This is a genomic window from Pseudomonas sp. EZ-C24 (assembly GCF_014525325.1).
Classification (GTDB): domain Bacteria; phylum Pseudomonadota; class Gammaproteobacteria; order Pseudomonadales; family Pseudomonadaceae; genus Aquipseudomonas; species Aquipseudomonas shirazensis.
This window is the reverse complement of sequence record NZ_JACDIU010000014.1, coordinates 389,274-405,590: the sequence shown is the minus strand read 5'-3', so window position 1 is coordinate 405,590 and position 16,317 is coordinate 389,274. Positions and strand designations below refer to the sequence as shown.

At 57.3% G+C, this 16,317-nt stretch carries 14 protein-coding genes; 11 read left to right on the top strand and 3 right to left on the bottom strand.

The genetic code is table 11. The features are described from left to right. Positions 1 to 8: 8 nt before the first annotated feature. Genes IDM28_RS10955 through IDM28_RS10935 form a run of 5 tightly spaced genes read left to right on the top strand, consistent with a single transcriptional unit; the run spans position 9 to position 4,146 of the window. A complete protein-coding gene (locus IDM28_RS10955) occupies positions 9 to 689 on the top strand; it encodes a TenA family transcriptional regulator (protein ID WP_188035911.1) in 681 nt (226 codons plus the stop codon). Next, a complete protein-coding gene (locus tag IDM28_RS10950; RefSeq protein ID WP_101319368.1) occupies positions 676 to 1,482 on the top strand; it encodes an SDR family oxidoreductase in 807 nt (268 codons plus the stop codon). Before IDM28_RS10955 ends, IDM28_RS10950 begins: the two co-directional genes overlap by 14 nt. Beyond that, on the top strand, positions 1,479 to 2,120 hold the full coding sequence (locus IDM28_RS10945; protein WP_101319366.1) for a hypothetical protein: 642 nt from the start codon (positions 1,479 to 1,481) through the stop codon (positions 2,118 to 2,120). Before IDM28_RS10950 ends, IDM28_RS10945 begins: the two co-directional genes overlap by 4 nt. Before the next feature lie 2 nt (positions 2,121 to 2,122). Beyond that, positions 2,123 to 2,785: a response regulator gene (locus IDM28_RS10940; RefSeq protein WP_101319364.1), complete on the top strand. Its 663-nt coding sequence runs from the start codon at positions 2,123 to 2,125 to the stop codon at positions 2,783 to 2,785. After that, positions 2,782 to 4,146 (top strand): sensor histidine kinase, encoded by a 1,365-nt coding sequence (locus IDM28_RS10935; RefSeq protein ID WP_188035910.1) that lies wholly within the window; start codon positions 2,782 to 2,784, stop codon positions 4,144 to 4,146. The genes IDM28_RS10940 and IDM28_RS10935 overlap by 4 nt, the downstream gene beginning before the upstream one ends. Positions 4,147 to 4,172: 26 nt before the next feature. Here the strand turns inward: IDM28_RS10935 and chrA are convergent, their stop codons facing one another. After that, positions 4,173 to 5,390 carry a chromate efflux transporter gene (gene chrA / locus IDM28_RS10930; protein WP_188035909.1) on the bottom strand — a complete coding sequence of 406 codons (1,218 nt, stop codon included), beginning with the start codon at positions 5,388 to 5,390 and terminating at the stop codon, positions 4,173 to 4,175. A gap of 213 nt (positions 5,391 to 5,603) precedes the next feature. Here chrA and IDM28_RS10925 point away from each other — a divergent pair, with 213 nt between their 5' ends. The 3 genes from IDM28_RS10925 (at position 5,604) to IDM28_RS23855 (ending at position 7,357) form a co-directional block, all read left to right on the top strand. Continuing rightward, the gene (locus tag IDM28_RS10925; RefSeq protein WP_150571610.1) at positions 5,604 to 6,164 is read left to right on the top strand and encodes a hypothetical protein; all 561 of its coding nucleotides are present in this window, start codon (positions 5,604 to 5,606) and stop codon (positions 6,162 to 6,164) included. A 317-nt stretch (positions 6,165 to 6,481) separates the two neighbouring features. Next, positions 6,482 to 6,946, top strand: coding sequence for a hypothetical protein (locus IDM28_RS10920; RefSeq protein WP_223175910.1), 465 nt, complete (start codon positions 6,482 to 6,484; stop codon positions 6,944 to 6,946). 171 nt (positions 6,947 to 7,117) lie between these two features. Further along, positions 7,118 to 7,357, top strand: a complete 240-nt coding sequence (locus tag IDM28_RS23855) for a hypothetical protein (RefSeq protein WP_262500060.1) — start codon at positions 7,118 to 7,120, stop codon at positions 7,355 to 7,357. A gap of 530 nt (positions 7,358 to 7,887) precedes the next feature. Here the strand turns inward: IDM28_RS23855 and IDM28_RS10910 are convergent. Both IDM28_RS10910 and IDM28_RS10905 read right to left on the bottom strand, forming a co-directional pair. Further along, positions 7,888 to 11,694, bottom strand: coding sequence for a hypothetical protein (locus tag IDM28_RS10910; RefSeq protein ID WP_410524662.1), 3,807 nt, complete (start codon positions 11,692 to 11,694; stop codon positions 7,888 to 7,890). A 493-nt stretch (positions 11,695 to 12,187) separates the two neighbouring features. Further along, complete coding sequence (locus tag IDM28_RS10905; protein WP_223175909.1) at positions 12,188 to 13,684, bottom strand: hypothetical protein; 1,497 nt, start codon at positions 13,682 to 13,684, stop codon at positions 12,188 to 12,190. A 257-nt stretch (positions 13,685 to 13,941) separates the two neighbouring features. Between IDM28_RS10905 and IDM28_RS10900 the strand changes: the two genes are divergently transcribed. From IDM28_RS10900 to IDM28_RS10890, 3 genes are all read left to right on the top strand, one after another. Next, positions 13,942 to 14,910 (top strand): hypothetical protein, encoded by a 969-nt coding sequence (locus IDM28_RS10900; RefSeq protein WP_188035905.1) that lies wholly within the window; start codon positions 13,942 to 13,944, stop codon positions 14,908 to 14,910. Positions 14,911 to 15,135: 225 nt separating this feature from the next. Continuing rightward, entirely contained in the window at positions 15,136 to 15,717 is a 582-nt protein-coding gene (locus tag IDM28_RS10895; protein ID WP_188035904.1) for a hypothetical protein, read from the top strand. Continuing rightward, the gene (locus IDM28_RS10890; RefSeq protein ID WP_316936997.1) at positions 15,714 to 16,280 is read left to right on the top strand and encodes an NUDIX domain-containing protein; all 567 of its coding nucleotides are present in this window, start codon (positions 15,714 to 15,716) and stop codon (positions 16,278 to 16,280) included. The genes IDM28_RS10895 and IDM28_RS10890 overlap by 4 nt, the downstream gene beginning before the upstream one ends. The last annotated feature ends 37 nt before the right edge of the window (positions 16,281 to 16,317 follow it).

Below are 16,317 nucleotides of genomic sequence, written 5' to 3'. Positions count from 1 at the left end.
GGTCTGCCATGTCCTTTTTCGATACCCTGCAAATGCAAACCGCCCAGGAGCGTCAGGCCCTGTTTGCCGTACCGGTCATACGCGATGCGCTGGCGGGGCACGTCAGCCTCGACAGCTACGTGGCCTTCCTGACCCAGGCATATCACCATGTACGCCACACCGTGCCACTGATGATGGCGTGCGGGGCGCGGCTGCCTTCACGTTTGGAATGGCTGCGCGGCGCCGTGTGCGAATACATCGACGAGGAGTATGGCCATGAGCAGTGGGTCCTCAATGACATCAATGCCTGCGGTGGCGACTGGGAGGCGGTGCGTGACGGTCGCCCGGCACTGCCGATCGAGCTGATGGTCGCCTACCTTTACGACTTGATTGCCCGTGGCAACCCGGTCGGGCTGTTTGGCATGGTCAATGTGCTCGAAGGCACCAGCATTGCCCTGGCCACCCAGGCGGCCGGCACGATCCAGAGCACGCTGGCGTTGCCTGACAGGGCCTTCAGCTACCTCAGCTCCCATGGTGCGCTGGACCAGGACCACATGGTCACCTACCGGCAGTTGATGGACCGCCTTGATGATGCTGACGACCAGCGTGCTGTAATTCATGCGGCCAAAGTGGTTTACCGCCTGTACACCGACATGTTCCACGCGCTGCCGCGTGCGGGCCTGCAAGAGGTGCGTCATGCGCTTGCCTGAGTGTGTAGTGATACTCACCGGCGCCAGCGGAGGCATCGGCCTGGAGCTGGCCGAGCAGCTGTGTGCAGCCGGTGCCAGGGTACTGGCGGTGAGCCGGCAGATGGGCAAGCTCGCCAGTTTGATGAACCGTTATCACGACAGGCTGCTCTGGCAATCAGCCGACCTGCGCAGCCATGGCGGGCGTGAGCAGGTGCTCGCCCGTGCCCGGGAGATGGGCGGGGTCAATGTCCTGATCAATGCCGCAGGCGTGAACCGTTTCGCCCTGTTCGACCAGATCGACGAACAGGCGCTGGACGAGTTGCTGGACATCAACCTCAAAGCCGCCTTGCAACTGACGCGTGTGTGCCTGCCGCTGCTGCGCGCACAACCCAGGGCACTGGTGGTCAACGTCGGATCCACCTACGGCTCGATCGGCTACCCCGGTTATGCCACCTACTGCGCCAGCAAGTTTGCCCTGCGCGGCTTCTCAGAGGCGCTGCGCCGCGAGCTGGCGGATACCCAGGTGAATGTCATGTACGCCGCCCCCCGGGCAACCCGTACTGCGATGAACAGCACCGCCGCCACGGCGCTCAACCAGGCGCTGAAGGTCGGCATGGACGACCCGGCAGATGTGGCCCGTGCTGTGCTCAAGGCCGTGCAGTCAGAACGCAGCGAGCTTTACCTGGGTTGGCCAGAAAAGCTCTTTGTACGCATCAACGGTATGTTACCCGGGGTGGTCGACCGCGCACTGCGTAAGCAATTGCCGGTGATCCGCCGCTACCTTGCTAGCCATTCCAAGGAGTCGATCAAATGAAACGTCTGTTCATCGCCGGCCTGCTGGCGTTTGCACCGTTCACCTGGGCGCTGGACCAGGCCGGCAGCCAACAATTGGCTAACTTGCAGCAGCGCTGGGCGCAGATCCAGTACCAGACGCCTAAAGACAAACGCGCCGAGGCATTCGAGAAACTGGCAGCCGATGCTTCTACGCTGGTCCACCAGCACCAGGGCTCGGCCGAACCCTTGATCTGGGAGGGCATCATCAACAGCAGTTGGGCGGGTGCCACCGGCGGCCTGGGGGCGCTGGGCAAGGTCAAGTCGGCCAAGGCCAGCCTCGAAGAGGCGATGAAACTCGACCCCAATGCCCTACAGGGCTCGGCGTATACCAGCCTGGGCACCTTGTACGACCAGGTGCCGGGCTGGCCCATCGGGTTCGGTGACAGCGACAAGGCAGATACCTTGTTGCGCAAGGCGCTGCAAGTAAACCCCAACGGTATCGACAGCAATTACTTCTGGGCCGATCATCTGTTCCGGCAAAAACGCTACGCTGAAGCCACCGCTGCCCTGGAAAAAGCACGCCAGGCGCCGCCACGGCCAGGCCGCGAACTGGCCGATCAGGGCCGGCGTGGCGATATCGATGCTTTACTCAAGGCCATCAAGGACAAACAGGACTGAACATGCGGCTGCTGCTGGTTGAGGATGATACCGCCCTGGGCGAGGGGATCTGCGACGGGTTACGCCAAGAGGGCTACACCCTCGACTGGCTGCGCGATGGCCTGAGCGGGCTGCATGCCCTGCAACATGAAGTGTTCGACCTGGTGATCCTCGACCTCGGGCTGCCGCGGTTGGGAGGCATCGAGCTGCTGCGACGGGTGAGGGCAGGGGGCAACAGCTTGCCGGTACTGATTCTCACCGCGCGCGATGCGACCGAGGACCGTATCTCTGGCCTGGATGCCGGTGCCGACGACTACCTGGTCAAACCTTTCGACCTCAATGAGCTCAAGGCCCGCCTGCGCGCCTTGCTCAGGCGCAGCGCCGGGCGGGCAAAGGTGCTGATCGAGCACGCTGGTGTAAGCCTGGACCCTGCCACCCAGCAGGTGCACTACAACGGCGTGCCTGTGATACTGACGCCCAAGGAGTATCGCCTGCTGCACGAGTTGCTGGCACAACCGGGCAAGGTGTTCACCCGTGAGCGGTTGACCCAGCTGCTGTATGGCTGGGACGAGGAGCCTGAGAGCAACACGCTGGAGGTGAACATCTATCAGCTGCGCAAGAAACTGTTCAACGGCCTGATCCGCACGGTGCGCGGTATCGGTTATCTGGTCGAGGCCAAGCTGTGAGCTCGTTGCGCCAGCGCACATTGTGGCGGGTGATGGCGCTGATGCTGCTCGGCACCAGCTTGTTGGCGTTGTACAACTATCACGACAGTCGACGCGAGATCAATGAAGTCTACGATGCTCACATGGCTCAGAATGCCCGGCTGTTGCAGGGGGTAATGAACCTGCCGGTGCAGGATGGCAACCGCGAAAAACTGTATCAGGCATTTAACGAGGCGCTGGGCAAGGCCGGGCGCCACCGTGTGGGCCACCCCTATGAGAGCAAGCTGGCGTTTCAGGTGTGGGGGGAGGGAGCACGGTTGCTGGTGCACACCCCCAGTGCGCCGACGCTCGATGCACCGCCTGCGGCGGCGGGCTTCTACGACTTTGCCAGTGGGGGCGAACAGTGGCGCGGCTTTGTATTACCGGTGCCCGAAAAACAGTGGGTAATCTGGGTGGGCGAGCGCGACGATGTGCGTTACGACCTGATCGACCGCATCGTACGCCATACCCTGTTCCCGTTCCTGCTTGGCAGCCTGGGCCTGGCACTGTTGGTCTGGGCGGCCATCGGCTGGGGCTTGCGCCCTTTGCAGAACATGGCCGATGTGATTCGTGGGCGCCATGCCGACTCCCTCGAACCCCTGCAACTGGTGCCGTTGCCGACCGAGCTTGAGCCTATGCAAGCCGCCATCAACCGCCTGCTGGCGCAGATCGATGACCTGCTGCGGCGTGAGCATCGCTTCATTGCCGACGCCGCCCATGAGATGCGCACGCCGCTGGCGATCCTGCGCCTGCATGCGCAGAACGCACAGGCCGCCAGTACCAATGCCGAGCGCCAGAAAGCCCTGGGCTTTCTGATTGGCGGAGTGGACCGGCTGACCCGGGTGGTCAACCAGTTGCTGACCCTCGCCCGGGTCGAGCCGCGCCTTGGTCAGCGCGCCACCACCCGTGTCGACCTGGGCGACGTGGTCACCGATGTGCTGGCGGATCTCACCCCCTGGATACTGGATCGCGGCCTGGAGCCCTCGCTGGATCTCAGCGAAGGTGACCATGGCCTGATGATCGATGCCGGAGCGTTGGGCATCGCCTTGCAGAACCTGGTTTCCAATGCGGTGGAGCATTCACCGCCTGGCGGGCGTATCACGGTATCACTGAAGCGCCTGGCCAATTGCATCGAACTGGTTGTCGAAGATGAAGGCCCAGGTATAGACGAGGCGAATCTTGTGCGGGTATTCGAGCGCTTCTATAGCCGCAATAGTCCCAATGGCGCAGGGCTGGGGTTATCCATCGTGGCCACTATTGTCGAGCGGCTGGGTGGGGAGGTGCGCCTGGAGAACAGGGCCACTGGTGGGCTGGCTGCCATCGTGTCGCTTCCCTTGCAGTGAGCTGGCCGATACTGTCTCAAGGGTCTCTAGAAGGTGCTGCTCAGCAGCCAACCGAACACGCCGCAGCCCAAGACAACCAACCATGCAGGCCACTTCCAGAACATCAGGGCCATCAAGGCGATCAGCGCCCACGCCAAGTCTGCTGGCTTGGCTATGGCGCTCGTCCACACCGGTTGGTACAAGGCAGCCAGCAGAAGCCCGACCACGCCGGCGTTTACCCCGGCAAGCGCTGACTGGCTGCGGGCGCTGCGCCGCAGTGCTTCCCAGAAGGGAACTACACCGATCACCAACAGGAAGGAGGGGGTGAAAATGGCGAGAATGCCAACGGTCGCGCCCACCCAGCCGGACGGCTGCACGCTCATGGATGCACCCAGGAAGGCTGCAAACGTGAAGAGTGGGCCCGGTATGGCCTGCGCCAGGCCATAACCTGCGAGAAAAGTGTCATTTGCGACCCAGCCATTGGCCACTGTGGCCGACTCAAGCAACGGTAGAACCACATGCCCGCCGCCGAATACCAGCGAGCCTGCGCTATAAAAGGCGTTGACCATTGCCAATGCTTGCCAGGGCCAGATGCGGGTCAGTAGCGGCAAGCCCACCAACAAGGCAAAGAACAGTGCCAGCGCAGCCAGCCCGGCCTTTCGGCGGACTGAAAACGGCAGCTCTTCTCCTGCCGGGGAACCCGGAGGCTTTAGCAGGATCAAGCCTGTGATGGCCGACCCTGTGATCACGGCTATCTGTCCGATTGCGTTGGGCCACAGTAGCGCGGTACAGGCAGCGAACAGGGCGATGGTTACCCGCGTAACATCGGTGCAAAGGCTACGTGCCATGCCCCACACCGCCTGGGCCACCACGGCGACTGCGACGATTTTCAGGCCGTGCAACAGGCCACTTGGGGCGCCACCTCCCCATGCCCCCAGGCCCTGAGCACACAGCGTCAGCAGGAGGGCCGATGGCAACGTGAACCCTGCCCACGCGGCGACAGCGCCCGCGAACCCCGCCCGTGACAGGCCCAGAGCGATGCCGACCTGGCTGCTGGCGGGGCCGGGAAGCAGTTGGCACACGGCGACCAGCTCGGCATAACTGCGTTCACTGAGCCATTGGCGGCGCGCTACAAATGCTTCACGAAAGTAACCCAGGTGCGCAATGGGGCCACCGAAAGACGTCAGCCCCAGGCGCAAGAACACCAGAAACACCGACCAGGCAGAGTCGCTGGGCTTCACGCCGCAGTGAGTGCGTTCTGACAAGGCAGGCTCCTTGGGTGAGTGATGCTGCAGTTTTTGGCGGGGAACAGCTAGCCTCGAGGATTGTTGCGGCGCGTAGACCCAAGGCCGCCCGCGCGCTGCCCGGTTTCACAGGCACTGAAAATCCTCCGAAAAGCCCTCAGAACCCATACTCATCGTGCAAAGTTTGCTGTTCACCGCCTACGCTGTCCAGAGTCTTGGTTAGCAGGAGGCACCATGAGCAATTTCCCTATCGTTGCTACCGTCCTATCCATGGTTTTGGGCCTTTCTGTCACACGCCTGCTTCTAGGGGCGCTGACCGTCTTCCGAATCCGTCGCAACGCTGCTCCAGACTGGGTGGCTCTGGTCTGGGCGGTCATGCTCTTCACCACCCAGATGGATTTCTGGTGGGCGGTCAATTCGCTGCCGCAAGTCAGGGCGACCTTCTCGTTCCAGGAGTTTTTGCTGTTGGTGCTGCTGGCACTTGCGCTGTTCGTTTCCTCGGCGCTGATCTTGCCCAGCCGCAGCGAGGACGAGCGCGAAGGGCTTCGCGTGTACTTCGAGCAGGATGGCCGCTACGCGCTGTTATTCTTGTCGGGCTATTACCTGCTTGGGTTCATCGTCAACATTCTGTTGTTCGGCGTTTCGCCCATGGCGCTTTGGGGCGCCTTTGACGTGGTCATGATCATGTTTCCGCTGTGTGTGTTCGCCGCCAGATCGCGCAAGGCCTATGCGCTGCTGACCGTGGCATTCGCGCCTCTCAATATTGCAGACCTGGTGATATCGCTAGTGACGTGACGGAGGTCTGGCGCTGCGCGGGATTGAAGAGGCATTCGTGGATGTGCGCCCCGGCATGCGCATTACCGGCTTGTACCTGCCGGAGCAGGGCTGCCGCTTTTACGTCGACGTTTAATTCAGCCGCGAAATCGCCGACCCGGTCTTTGCCAGGATGATGGATGGGCCGGCACTGGAGGGGATCCGTCAGTTGCTCACACTCTGCGGCACTGGTGATAAAAGATCGCGTGCCCGCTGGCCTTGGTAGGCGAGGGGAAGGCCAACGGGATCAGTTGGGCGCTTTGAACTTGGGGTTCATGGAGCGCTTACGGTCGTTCAATTTGGATGCAGAGCTGAACGCCATGGAGCAGGCGGGTAGGGGACGTGTAGCCTCCAGCCCTCGCGTGTTCACCACTGATCGGAATCAGGCGAAGATCATCAAAGGCTTCCAGGTTCCGTCTCAGCAATCTGCTAGTGACGGCGCTAGATCCGTGTCGTTCAAAGAGGCTGCGCATTCGCTCGATGTCACTCCGCTTGTGAACGGTACCGGTGTGCTCCTGGAAGTGGTCCTGTCAAAGGATGAACCTGATTATTCGAAGGCAATGAACGGAGTGCCACCGATCAATACCACGTCGCTTACGTCTCGTGACCTTTGGGAGTTCGGCAAGACCGTTGCCTTGGGAGGTGTATATTCGGACACCGATTGCACTGTGGTTCGCAGCGTGCCGTTTTTTGGACAGATTCCGGGGCTGACATGGTTGTTCCACAGCACATCGACTGTGAAGTCTGAAACCGAGCTAGTTTGATCCTTAGGGCGCGACTGGTAGACGCGCCAGTATAACTAAACTAAATGAACATTTAGCATAGTTATACCTGTAGGTTATTAATGGGGTAGGAGGGTGATGATCAACTCCCATCCCTTTTTCGCGTCCGCGAAACTCGGCGGCACCGCTGCAGCGGCCCGTATGGAGTAAGCAATGAGTCATTTTCCGAGCTGGATGCTTCAAAGCGCGCGCACTTATTTGAAGGCTGCAGAGCTCCTAGACACCCAAAACCTCCCACATCTTGCCATGGTTAATGCAGCGATCGGCATGGAAATCCTGCTGAAAAGCTTCATTTCCGTGCCAGATCAGCACGAAGGTACGTCCGGTGAAACCTACACGCTTGACTTGGATGCGATCAAAGCGGCTCACGAGCACCTGCAGTCAATCGGCTAGATTCCACCCAAGCAAAAGTGTGACTGTCACGATCTGTTGACGTTGTCTCACGCCATACCTGCTGCGACTCGCCAGAGCTTGGCCCTAGAAAGTCAGGAGGATTCGTTCGAGCGGTACCGGAATGTGTTCACCCACAGCCGGTATCAGTACGAGTCGCGCAGCTGGAAATTTTCCGATCCGGTGCTGATGAGGCTCCTTCGGTGGACGCTGGCCAACGTGGTTGGCTATTACAAGGAGCGAGTTTCGCAGGATCCGTTTGTACTGCGTTACATTGCTGAGGTCGAGGTCCAAGCTTCAGCTCAGTGATCGAACCCCGGGGCTGGCTTCAAATCTGTCCACTCACTGCCCCGTGCCTGCATACGAAGGTTCGCATAATGTATATTATGTTAAATAAGGCCTTCTTCACGAATTTTGACCCGCAAAGCATCAGGGATGCTTGTAACCTGGCGCACCCACTTCTACAGACAACTACACATTTTTGAGCTGAGCGCCGGATAACTCCGACGCCCGCCGTCGCCGGTCAATTGAGGTTAGGCCATCTGGTTCCGCTTGCTGAAGACCACTGTACGCTTGGCCTCGAACCTCACCACCCCGACAAACCCTCGCCGTCTTAGGGCTTCTACTAGCCTTCGGTCATCCGTAGACGTTGACAGGTGAGCACGCTTCTTCCCAACGAGTGCACCGTACTCTTCCCCTAATAAAGGGAGTGCCACGGCCACGTCAGCCCAACTGCAACCCATCTGAAGCACCTGAATGATCATGTCTGTCCGTTTTGAGGCGCTCATGGTGGTGTCAGTCAGGCAATGCAGCATCACAGGTAGATAGCTGGTTGGGAACGTGCCTTCCTCTCTGTTTGCACGTACACAAGCATTGCTCAATTCCTCTATCGAGCCCTCCCACGTGCTGAACATGTCGACGGTGACGCCCTGCCACATCGTCATGGTATCCGCCAGCGACGCGACACCCGCGCGACTGAGAGACGTCACAAGACCGATCGGGAGCGTAGACAAACTGAGGGTCGCCCGAGCTTGGTTCCAATGGTGAGCGATGTAGCGCGCCTCTACAGATGGATCATTTTGGGCAATCAGCTCTCTGATTTCTGAGCTGAACGGGACGAAAGAGGCGTTAGCAAAGGAAACCCACCGTCTCGCAGGGACGGAGCTATTCGTCAAAACCGAGGGGTTCAGGACAATCGAGGAAAACAGCGAGTTCAGCGTCTCATTGGCGATCTGCTCATGTTGAATGAAGTAGACCTGTAGCTCCTCCTCGCCTTCGCCCCCCCAGAGTTCCTTAGCAAGCGTCGCAGATGTGCGTTTAACGAAGGCGAAAAATGCCGGGAGTGCAGCTCCACCCAGATCCCCAAGTTCAGGCTCAACAGCCTCACGGGACGCGCTGTCGGTTGCGAGCATCACGGTGTCGAACAACGTCCATACGGTGTCGCCAACGTTGCACAAACGTCCAGACTCCATCGCACCGACCCAGAGCTCACGAGGGAGTTTGCCAAGGTCGGTCAACAAGCAAGTGCTGCGACCTATGAGCGCTAGCTGAAGCGCATGCCTGTCTTCGCTACCTTCCAAAAGCGCCAGCAAGCTCAGCAGTGAGCTTTCTGTCTCATCGAGGATACCCTCCTGACTCAGCAATCCGCTCACGTACTCTGAGGGTGACTGCTGGATCAAATCCTCGAACCCCTCGATGCCAAACTGGCTGATGCGATGATGCGAAACGACACCAGCCTCTGTTCCAGGCTCTAAAACGCGACACAGCTGTTTCAACATTGGCAGCGTAGGGTTGAGGCAACCCCACTGAACGAGCACCCTGAAATCTTCCGCAGTAGCTGATTGGCTGACATTCCAGAACTGCGCTGGCTTTTCCCTGAGCCAGGCCCATCCCATCTGGCCAGATGTAAGGCCGGGGATCAACTTGGAGACATCGTGCAGGCCGTTGATGGTTGTGATCAGTGTGTCACTGCGACCTTGTAGCTGTGTCAGCTGCTCACCGGACAAGCTATCGAGCAGCAATACCACCAAGTCCTCACGAACAAGGTTTGCCTGGTCGTATGTCAAAAGCTCATTGATGAGAACGGGATGATATTTGAACATTGCTTTGGTGAATGCGCTCTTCGCCTCCTCCGGCAGCAGCTCGACCACTTCAGCGAGGCGCCCCATATGCTCCAGGCCGCTTCTGAGAATTAGCGCCAGCTTTTCTTTCCTTGACTCGGCGTCATCCTGGCGAGCGCGAACGAGTTCTGCCATCAAGTGGACTAGCAGCCCCTTGCCGTTATCAACCGAGTCAAAGTCCAGCTTGCTCGCGACGCGTTCTGGATTGCGGATTGGGGTGGCAACGTCGAGCATTTCGCCCCGGGCTAGGGCCATCGTGAGCATCTTGTCTGACTGGGTCAGGGAGCCTTCGTAGAAATAGCCTAGGTAGTCCGTGTAATCAGTATCAAGCTTGCCTCTGCGCAGCAAGAAAATGATCAGCTCGTAGCCATTGAAACGAGCACTGAGTGAGTCACCATAGCCTTTCTTACAGGCCTCTCTGAAGGGCATAGTCTTCAGCTTCGTGACCTCTCTCATGGCAGCTGCTATCTGCTCGTCAATGTCATGGACTGTGCTTTCCAGAGCCTCAACGCGCTCGGAGTACGATAGCTCTTGCAGCACTGTGGCAGGGCTCAGCGCATCTGCTCTCTGAGTTCCATAACCTCTGGAATAGAACTGGGGGGCGACGTGCCTCTGACGAATCACTTGGTCAAACACCTGGTCTTCGACAAATTCCATCAATGAGATTTCGCTACCGTTTTCCAGCCACAACGTATTGGCGTGCTTGAGGTTGCCCTTGCGAATTAGCTCAAACCAGACGCATGCCCGGAGACTCTCAACATCTGTAGCGATCTCTGCCTCGCGCGCTGATCGGCGCTCCCTCAGTTCTGCAATTACGTCCTGATATTGTTGAGCCTCCAATTTTACCCATGCGGGGTAGCCTTCGATTGCTTCGTAGACAAGCCCTTTGCGCTTGAGCAGATCCGAGTACACGTCCGGGTGAAGATTCCTCAGAGCCACCATTGCGAAAAGCTTGTCAGGTTCAAGCGCCAGGCCGTCATTGGCGAGAATGTTCGCGTAGATGTCGAACTCATTTACGATGTTCTTGATCAGTCGCATTTCGTCGACGTGGTACCCAACCGTCTCGATCAATTTGGGCGACAACCCGGCACTGAGAGTCTGGCCCTTCACGTGGCGCTGATCGAGCAGCTCGATCAGTTTTTCCCGTGAGTTTTCCGAGTTCACGACCGGGATGACTGGGATGATCAAGTCGAAGAATTTCGTCTTGTCCGTGACGGTAAACATCTCATCCCGCAGCGCATAGATGAAATGGATAGGACGCTTGATCTGTGGGGATTGGCGAATGATGAAGTTGATCTCACGAAGCCGGAAGAAGATCTCCTGGATGTCAAACCTGTCCAGATCTTCAATCACCACGACGTCGATGTCACTTTGCTCGAAGCAGTAGATGATCTCATCGATGTTCTTGTGCAACACCGAGCCATGCTGCGTCGCCTCCAGCTTGCCGGCTTTGAGCGTCAGGCCATCGATGCTGAAAAGCGAGAGCAGCTTCAAGCCTGAGTACAGGGCCCACACACACCCTGCTGCAACAACACCCAGAGCGATCAGTTCGGGAATCCACATCAGCCCTTTAAGCGCCCAATCCTTTGCTACCTCGGAAAGGGTCTGCAACTTAGGTGCGCCCAGCCGCAGTGCACAAACCCCAATTGCTGCCACGCAAAGGGTGCGCCAGCAAACCCGTAATGTAGACGCTTGAGAAATACGCTTGAGTCGGGTTTTAGGGAGCTTCTTCGCCTGTACTGCATACAGCAGTTGCTGGACGATGGTCTCCTCGATCCGGTTGATCAAGTCGTCCCCCACCTCCCCCTCAGGGCTGGCCACAACAGGGGCGGCAGTACCGCGAGTCGGGGACTCCGATGACTCACCAAGTGAGTTTGGCGAGACGGTCGTAAGAACATTTGCCTTTGTGAACGTTGCCAACGAGACGAAGGTGAATTTGAAGCTGCGGTGATGCTCGAAGAATGTCTTCAGAACACTGCTCTTACCTGCCCCATAGCCACCAGTAATGGCAATGTTAAGCACTTCCTCGTTCTGCAGTGCCCGCAAGAGCTCCCGCTCGTACCTCTCTACCCTGTCGTCCTCTACCAGGACTGGGGTCAACGGCTCGAAGAAGCGGTCGTCTTCACTCCGCCATGCTATGAACGAACGTCGTGTTGCCCTTCCACCCGCGACAAGCGCCCACCAACAGCGACTGGCGCCGCGCACGATTCTCCCAAACATCTGCTTACCCTGCTTCCTGGCCTGTCGTGCAGCGCAATAATGCACTTACCGTCGATACGATCGCCCACGTTCACACCTTATGTGCATACGCGACGTCTCAATAGCGGCTATATGCCACATATAGGGGAGTTGCGCTATCCAGGATTGAAGGCAGTGGTGCCAACTGTTCATGAGCGCCGTGGCAGGCATGGCTTGGCGGGCTGCCCGGCTTCGCGACTATTCAGTTGGGCTTTCCCTGAGCCGCTCCATCGTGGACAGGCTATCGCGTATTTTCTCACAGGAAGACTGCATGGTGCGCTGAAGGTAAATGCAGCGTGCTTATGGCTGACGTCAGCAATCAGAGCCAACACCCTCCGCCACTCCACCATCCGCTACGCAGATTCTCTGCCCATCATAAAGACTAATGTGCCGACGCACCGCTTTATCTCACTGATCCGTCGGCACTAGCAGCCTGTCGGCGGCTTGCTCAGACGTCAACCTCAGTCGCTTGCGATCACCCAAACTGCCCCAGGTATGGCTCAAGGTTTTGCCAAATTTCATCAGCTGCCTCGTCCGAGAAGTGATGCATTTCGGTGATTGAGCTCACTACGTAATTTGGCGGAAACCATTCGACGATTTGTCCATCCCGCTCAAAGCAGTGGATCACTCGATGGAAGAGTTGAGGGTCAAGAGGAAATGCGGCATTAGGGTTATGGAACATGAAGATCCCATCATGCCATGCCTCGCCATACCTAGGGTCTTCCACCACCGCCCGGAAGTCACCGATCTCTCCCTCTGAATTGGTGCGCACTCCATTCACAATTGCCAGAGAGTTTCTGTGGCGCACGCCCGCGATACGCCCCATCCGATTGAACTTGGGGACGGTTGCCTGGCTGACTAGCATGACAGCAGAGACGTGGCGATTGCCGGGCTGACCGAAGAAGTTTGAGGCGATGGTACGCCCTTCATACTCGTGACGCTCGATCCGCTGCATCTTGTCTCCCACCAGCTCCAATCCGTAAAGGAACTTCTGCATCGGGCTGGAGGACATGGCCATCGACATCGTTTTTGAGTAGTCGTGGACGGCGATGACGAAGGGCTTCCCTTTGGTGTGGGGAAGCTCCCAATAAGGCACCTTCAGAGGCTCAGGCCGGTGCCGTACCTTCTTCGCTAAAGTGCGTTGGAATCTGAAGGGCAGCTCCTTCTCAACGTGCTCCAAAAGCTTTTTCAGCGTGCTCTTGTCCAACCTTTTGCCGCCTTTGCTTCTCAACCTTGGATCAAGGGTTTCAGACGCATCCTCGTCGTCACCGCCTCCTACGGCATCGCCCAGAGCGTCCTCAGTGTCCGGATCAACATCTTCGTCCATCTCAGCCACCGTGACCGCCTCCACGGCAACCTGCTGACCATGCTTGCTGAGCAGATAGTCGGGCTGCGGGTTGGAATGATCGATGATGAAGTCGAGCTCGTAGAAAGTGGCGTGGAGATAGAGCTCGAACAGCCGTGAGTTGAATTCATTGCCCTGAAGGCCTCGGATGAAAATCCCATCAGGATCCTTAAACCAGTGCGCTAGCTCCTCCATCGCTACCCGCGCCGGGTAATAGGTCGGATCATCAAGCAGCATTTTCAGGTAGCGATTACGTTTATGGGCTGGGACTTTGGCCGCAAAGATCGCAAAAGGGCTGGACGCTTCATCGCCCTGGGGTATCAACCCATCTACGGCTGATGCAAGCACGCTAGGAAGGTTTTCAAAGGTTTTTGCCATTGCGGCCTCAGGTGTTGGCAGTGAACAGTGTGTGTCCACGGGCCTGAATCTCCTGTTCAAATCCCTGCCAAGGACAATGGCGTTGTAATCGTTGTCAATCTTGCACAACAGAACGACAGCGAGAAGCGTGATCTCAGGCGTTTCGTAGATGTACCACTGCTTCTCTTCTGTAAACTGCTTGACGAAGGGAGAACGACCATAGAAATACGCGTCGAATTTGTTTTTGCTGATGGTTTTGAAGTCGCTCATCATTCCGGATCCTGAGGTTCGCCAGGGAGATATCAGTAAGCCACCCCGCGGGAAGTTACCAGATCCCGGAGCTTTTGGATTATCGCCATCCCGGGCGAGTTACGAGCCAACCTGATCGCACGCCTACTAACTCACAGATTTCCCGCTCCCTACGATGAGCTAGCTACGCCAGCGAGGTACGCTTACGATCGAACCAGGATGAGTTAGGGCTCATTCGCTCTCATACCTGTAGTTGCTAGCCCATAAGGAAGTGAACCATGACAATGCTCGACAACGCTGTGTCCTCAATCCGCTTGGGTGTTGAGGATTTCAAAGCCATTCCAGCCGACGAGGCCCGCGCCCTGTCGGCGATCCGAAACCTCTCGGCCGGGCTGCTGCTGATGTTCAAGGTGAAGCTTCAGGAGCTTAGCCCCGCTGACTCCAAAGAAGCGTTGCTCAAACAGCATGTGACTACAGGTCTGGATGCCGATGGCAATCCAGTTTGGGTCGGCAAAGGAGGACAGACAGTCGATGTGCGAACAATCCAAGAGCGCCTTGAGAACCTTGGAGTAAAAGGCATCGACTGGGGCCTTCTGAAAAAACTGACCACCATGCGTAACGATGTCGAGCACTACTATTCCAAGCTGCCTGCATCAGGTTTAGCCGAAGCCATGGCCGCTTCCTTTCACCTCATCCAGCAGTTCGTGCCGCGCTATCTTGATCGAACCCCAATTGAGCTACTCGGCGATGACCTCTGGAAGTTCCTGACGGCCCAGGAGTCTTTCTATAATCGCGAATTGGAGATCTGCCAAGCAGCAAATAAACAGGTACCTTGGGGACATGAGCTTCTGAGGAGCTCGGTAGAATTGCTGCAGTGCCCTGCCTGTAGATCACCCCTCATCAAGCCTATCGCATTGCGGAGTTCTGCATCCGGTACCGCCTTTGCATGTACATGTTGTGCCTATAACGCTACTTACGCTGAGGCAGCTGAAAACATCGCTACGAAATACCATTTCGCGGATCTGTACTCAGCATTATCCCAAGGAGGTGAGGCGCCGCTGGAACATTGCTCCTCCTGCGGACATTTCAGTTACCTGACTGAAGAGTTCGGATGCCTTCTATGCCTTGAGGACAGTCCTGGCCCAGCATGTGCCGAATGTGGCGCGACGTTGGAGTCGGAAATCGACAACAACGACGATATGACTCGGCTGTGTGGCATGTGCCGCTACTCAATTGAGGCTGACTGACCAACTCAAGAAGGCAATTGCCCACTGAAGCACACTCACACCTTTTTCATATGCCGCTAGGTCGATTGAGTAAATTGGCCCAACGTGTCTGCATTTTCATCAACATGATCATCGCGGGGAAGGCAGTTGACTATTTCGGGTTGTGAGGGAGTGCTCCCTCCGAGGGCCGGCTGTCGTGTACGTAACTACCTGTCCAACCCATTCCAGGAATCATTAGGAGCCACGATGCCTCTGGTAAACGATATGCAACGTGTTGTTGAAAGGACTATTTATCACCTAGGAGGCTCGGAACGCTTCCAACAGGTAATTGACTCCGAGTTCATGGATATGAAGCGTCGCTGGGATCTAGACGTCACAAATATCGGTCGAATCCTACGCTCTCACTTGTATGTTGAGTACTATTTGACCGAACATATTGGAAAGGCGAACCCTCGCCTCGGTGACCTCTCTGCTGCCAGGTTAACATTCGCACAAAAGCTCTCGATGTTGGACACAGGTGATTTCCAACTCAAGAGCTTGGCACCAGGACTTCGTCAAATCAATGCAGTGCGCAATCGCCTTGCGCATAGGCTTGATGCGATGCTGACCGCTGATGACGTTCAAGTGTTCATCAATCACTCAATGTTCAACGCAATGCGCATCGAAGGTGTGAAGCCATCCATAACAAGCGAGGAGCCAATAGAAATATTGGAAAAATTCGCTCAGTTTTCTGCGCATCTCTTGGCAAATGAATTCAGTGAGTTTGCGATCGCGGTTGGAAAGGCTATTGACGAAGATAGTCATGCCACCCATGTTTCGGATGCATGAATGGCCACGATTCGGGCGCTAGAGGGGGGCTGCATGCCCTAGTCATGGCAGCGTCCCTAGGCCGCTCAACGCTTGACGTGAACTTTGGCCGATCAGGGTGGCCTTCCGTCATAGAGCTTCACTCCACAGTCATCTGCTTGCAGGCTGGCAAAGTATTGCTTGTGCGAAAGGAAGCACCTGAACGGTTAGTTCCAGGCGGGAAAATCGAGCCTGGAGAAACGCAGCTTGAAGCGGCGCACCGAGAATTGCTGGAAGAGACCAGCTTGCGACTCACCGATGCCCAGTTCCTAGGGCATCACGTGCTCCAGGCTGAAGAGCACTGGCTGTATCGTATGGCCACACCGCCGTCCTCGATGCCTCGCCCTTCACACCAGATAGTCGAGTGTCGCTGGTTCTCGATTGAGGAGATCACCCAGATCTCAGTTACTCCCTTGATCCAAGAATGCCTGCGCAGCGATTACAGCGCAGCCAGCGAAACACCCACTTTCCTGGCTGCCACGCTCAGAAACAACTCCAATCCCACCCTCTCGCCACACCTTGCAGTGACGTTCCTAGTTACATGATCTGCCCGCTTACCAAGTTAACGTTTCAGGCAGCCGC

Bases quoted from the DNA above. Each gene is read 5' to 3' on its own strand.
- IDM28_RS10955 (WP_188035911.1), top strand. From the start codon at position 9: ATGTCCTTTTTCGATACCCTGCAAATGCAAACCGCCCAGGAGCGTCAG.
- IDM28_RS10950 (WP_101319368.1), top strand. From the start codon at position 676: ATGCGCTTGCCTGAGTGTGTAGTGATACTCACCGGCGCCAGCGGAGGC.
- IDM28_RS10945 (WP_101319366.1), top strand. From the start codon at position 1,479: ATGAAACGTCTGTTCATCGCCGGCCTGCTGGCGTTTGCACCGTTCACC.
- IDM28_RS10940 (WP_101319364.1), top strand. From the start codon at position 2,123: ATGCGGCTGCTGCTGGTTGAGGATGATACCGCCCTGGGCGAGGGGATC.
- IDM28_RS10925 (WP_150571610.1), top strand. From the start codon at position 5,604: ATGAGCAATTTCCCTATCGTTGCTACCGTCCTATCCATGGTTTTGGGC.
- IDM28_RS23855 (WP_262500060.1), top strand. From the start codon at position 7,118: ATGAGTCATTTTCCGAGCTGGATGCTTCAAAGCGCGCGCACTTATTTG.
- IDM28_RS10910 (WP_410524662.1), bottom strand. From the start codon at position 11,694: ATGTTTGGGAGAATCGTGCGCGGCGCCAGTCGCTGTTGGTGGGCGCTT.
- IDM28_RS10905 (WP_223175909.1), bottom strand. From the start codon at position 13,684: ATGAGCGACTTCAAAACCATCAGCAAAAACAAATTCGACGCGTATTTC.
- IDM28_RS10900 (WP_188035905.1), top strand. From the start codon at position 13,942: ATGACAATGCTCGACAACGCTGTGTCCTCAATCCGCTTGGGTGTTGAG.
- IDM28_RS10895 (WP_188035904.1), top strand. From the start codon at position 15,136: ATGCCTCTGGTAAACGATATGCAACGTGTTGTTGAAAGGACTATTTAT.
- IDM28_RS10890 (WP_316936997.1), top strand. From the start codon at position 15,714: ATGAATGGCCACGATTCGGGCGCTAGAGGGGGGCTGCATGCCCTAGTC.